General features: G+C 69.1%; 3 protein-coding genes. 1 reads left to right on the forward strand and 2 read right to left on the reverse strand.

The features are described 5' to 3' along the window. Positions 1 to 1,809 (reverse strand): YgiQ family radical SAM protein (locus tag GPA_RS10265; RefSeq protein WP_083809064.1); only part of this gene is annotated, 1,809 nt, incomplete at its 3' end. Positions 1,810 to 2,058: 249 nt separating this feature from the next. Here GPA_RS10265 and GPA_RS10270 point away from each other — a divergent pair. Beyond that, complete coding sequence (locus GPA_RS10270; protein WP_015539835.1) at positions 2,059 to 2,949, forward strand: DUF5996 family protein; 891 nt, start codon at positions 2,059 to 2,061, stop codon at positions 2,947 to 2,949. A gap of 15 nt (positions 2,950 to 2,964) precedes the next feature. On the opposite strand, the gene GPA_RS10275 is transcribed toward GPA_RS10270, so the two are convergent. Next, on the reverse strand, positions 2,965 to 3,503 hold a 539-nt coding region (locus tag GPA_RS10275; protein ID WP_041239449.1), incomplete at its 5' end, for a diacylglycerol/lipid kinase family protein.

Here is a 3,503-nt window from a genome sequence, read left to right on the forward strand (position 1 = left end):
CGGGGCGCCCTCGGGGCGCACGAGGCATTCGCGGCCGTGGCCCACCAGGTCCATGCGGCCGGCCTTCTTCAGGGCCTCCAGCACGAGGGGGCGGTTCTTCGAATCGCGGTACTGGATGAGGGCGCGCTGGAGCGCCTTCTCGTGCGGGGACTTCGGCACGTAGACGGGCTGCATGGTGTGCGGGTCCACGCCGGTGGCGTACATGACCGTGGACATAGTGGAGGGCGTGGGGTAAAAGTCTTGCACCTGTTCGGGCATGTACCCCAGGTCGCGCACGTACTCGGCCAGCTCCACGGCCTCGTCGAGCGTGGAGCCGGGGTGCGACGACATGAGGTAGGGCACGAGGTACTGCCTCTTCCCCAGCTCCTCGTTCGCCTGCTCGTACTTCTGCACGAAGCGCTCGTACACGGCGCGGGGCGGCTTGCCCATATGGGCGAGCACGGTGTCGGACACGTGCTCGGGTGCCACCTTCAGCTGGCCGCTCACGTGGTTCTCGCAGAGCTCGTAGATGAACTCGTCGCCGTGCTTGCGGTCGGCCAGCACGTAGTCGAAGCGGATGCCGGAGCGCACGAACACCTTCTTCACGCCGGGGAGCTTGCGCAGCCGCTCGAGCAGCTTGAGGTAGTCCACATGGTCCGCCTCGAGGCGCTCGCACGGCTCCGGGAACAGGCAGCGCTGGTGCGGGCAGGCGCCGGCCTTCGTCTGCTTGGCGCAGGCGGGGGCGCGGAAGTTCGCCGTGGGACCGCCCACGTCGTGGATATAGCCCTTGAAGTCGGGATCGTCGGTGATGGCCCGCGCCTCCTCCACGAGCGAGTCGTGGCTACGCGCCTGCACGATGCGCCCCTGATGGAACGTGAGCGCGCAGAACGAGCACTCGCCGAAGCAGCCGCGGCTGCTGGTGAGGCTGAACCGCACCTCCTTGATGGCCGGCACGCCGCCGGCCTCCTCGTACATCGGGTGGTACGTGCGCGCGAAGGGCAGGCGGTAGACGGCGTCCATCTCGGCCTGCGAAAGCGGGGCGGCCGGCGGGTTCTGCACGACGAACTCGTGGTCGGAATACGGCTCCACCAGACGCTTCCCGATGAAGGGATCGCTGTTGGCGTACTGCACGGCGAAGCTGCGCGCGTAGTTCAGGGGATCGGCCTGCAAGTCGGGGAACGAGGGCAGCTCCACCGCATCGTAGACGTGCGCAAGCGAGTTCGCGCGGTAGACGGTGCCGTCGATGAACGTGAGGTCGTCGATGGACAGGCCCGCGGCAAGCGCGTCGGCTATCTCAACCACGGAGCGCTCCCCCATGCCGAAGCTCACGAGGTCGGCCCCGGAGTCCAGCAGGATGGAGCGCTTCATCTTGTCCGACCAGTAGTCGTAGTGCGCGAGCCGCCGCAAGCTCGCCTCGATGCCGCCCAGCACGATGGGCGTCTTCTTGAACGTGCGGCGGATGAGGTTGCTGTAGACGACGGCCGCGTGGTTCGGGCGCAGGCCCGCCTGCCCGCCCGGCGAGTACGCGTCCTCGCGGCGGCGCTTCCTGGCCACGGTGTAGTGGTTCACCATGGAGTCCATATTGCCGGCCGACACGAGGAACGCCAGCCGCGGCTCGCCGAGCGCAGCCACCGAGGCCGGGTCGTTCCAGTCGGGCTGCGCGATGACGCCCACCTTGTAGCCGTGCGACTCCAGAAGCCGCGTGACGATGGCCGCGCCGAACGAGGGGTGGTCGACGTACGCGTCGCCCGACACGTAGACGAAGTCGACTTGGTCCCAGCCGCGTTCCGCCATATCCTGACGGTTCACCGGGAGAAACTGTGCGCTCATGGGACTCCTTGCCGGCGCGCGGGGCGCGCATGATCGTTTCCGCTACCCCGCCATCGTAGCGGAAATGCGGGGCATCCGCCACCCGCGTAACCCCTTCCCCACGACCTGATGACGCCTTCGGGCCGCCGCTGCAGGGATGCGGGGAGGCGGCTAGACTGTCCCGATTGAGACCCCGAACCGCCTTCGCGCGCTCAACCCACCCCCGCGGAACGACCGTCGGTCCCCGCGAACCGACAGCAAGGAGAAGCCATGCACCTGCAGACGTACAGCCAATGGCGCGAGACGTGCATCGCGCTGCATATGGTGGCCCAGATGATGGGCAAGGTGAAGCTGGAATGCCTCGAGCCCCAGCCGGAATGGGGCCACGTGCTGCTCGAGCCGGTGCCCGACGGGTTCTCCACCGGCTTCGTGCCGCACGGCGCGGGCGGGTTCGAGATCCGGCTGCGCCTGGACGAGCCGCAGGTGCAGGCCGTGGCGACGACCGGCGAGGAGGCGTCGTTCCCGCTCGAGGACGGCACGTCCGTGGCCCGCTACTACGAGCGGTTCACGCTGCTTCTGGAGGCTGTCGGGCACCCGGTGCCCCTCTACCCGGTGCCGCAGGAGATGTTCACCCAGACGCCCTTCTACGCGCTCGCCGAGCCGCTCGCGTTCGACGGCGGGGCCGCCTGGAACTACTTCGAGCAGTGCCTGTTCGCCCAGGGCGCCCTGCTGGACTTCTCGGCCGGCTTCCGCGGGAAGAAGATGCAGCCGTCGCTGTTCTGGGGAACGCTCGATCTGACGTGCGTGCTGTTCTCGGGAAAGCCGTGCCCGTACGCGGGAGAGGGCGGCATCGTGGAGCGCGTGGCGCTCGACGAGCAGTTCGTGGAGTTCGGCTTCTGGCCGGGCGACGAGAAGGCCGACGACCCGGCGTTCTTCGTGATGGCCTATCCCTTCCTCGAGGGGGTCATGCCCGAGGTTGACGTGCCGGGCGCGTACTACGACCCGTCGAGCGCCGAGTACTTCCTCAAACTGGAGGACGTGCTGCGCGCTGACGACCCGCACGCCGCCGTCGTGAGGTTCTGCCACGACGCCTTCGTGAACATCGCCGCGAACCAGCGCTGGGAGCGCTTCGACTGGCTCACGCGCCCGCTGCTGGTTTAGGGAGCCGACTCGAGGTCAGCCGCGGGTTTCGGGCACGAGCACGCCGAGGGCGCGGGGCACGACGTCGATGGCGTACTCGGCGGCCTCAAGGGGCTCTCCGTCGATCTGGACGGGCGGGGGCGCGTCGAAGCGCACCGACAGCGTGCGGGCGCGGCGCAGCTCGATCTGCCGAAAGCCGGTGTGGCGGCCGCCCTTTGCCAGCAGGAACACGAAGACGGCGCGCGCGACGCCGAAGGGCGGGTGCGCGATGCACACGTCCAGCAGGCCGTCGTCGATGCGCGCGTCCGGGCAGATGCGGAAGCCGCCGCCGTAGGTGGGGCCCACCTGCACCGCGAACGTGAACGACGCGCCACGCACCGGTTCGCCGCCGTCGAACGAGGCGGTGTAGCGGTGGCAGTCCAGGTGGTGCAGCAGCTGGTCCATGCCGCTGGCCAGGTAGAGCGCCGTGCCGGTGCGGCCCGTGCGCGCCCGCCGCTCCACCGTGTCGAGCGCGATGGCCGCGCCCACGCCGAAGGAGAGCGTCTCCACGAAGAACTCGCCGTTGCACCGGCCCA

It is taken from the genome of Gordonibacter pamelaeae 7-10-1-b, from assembly GCF_000210055.1.
GTDB lineage: Bacteria > Actinomycetota > Coriobacteriia > Coriobacteriales > Eggerthellaceae > Gordonibacter > Gordonibacter pamelaeae.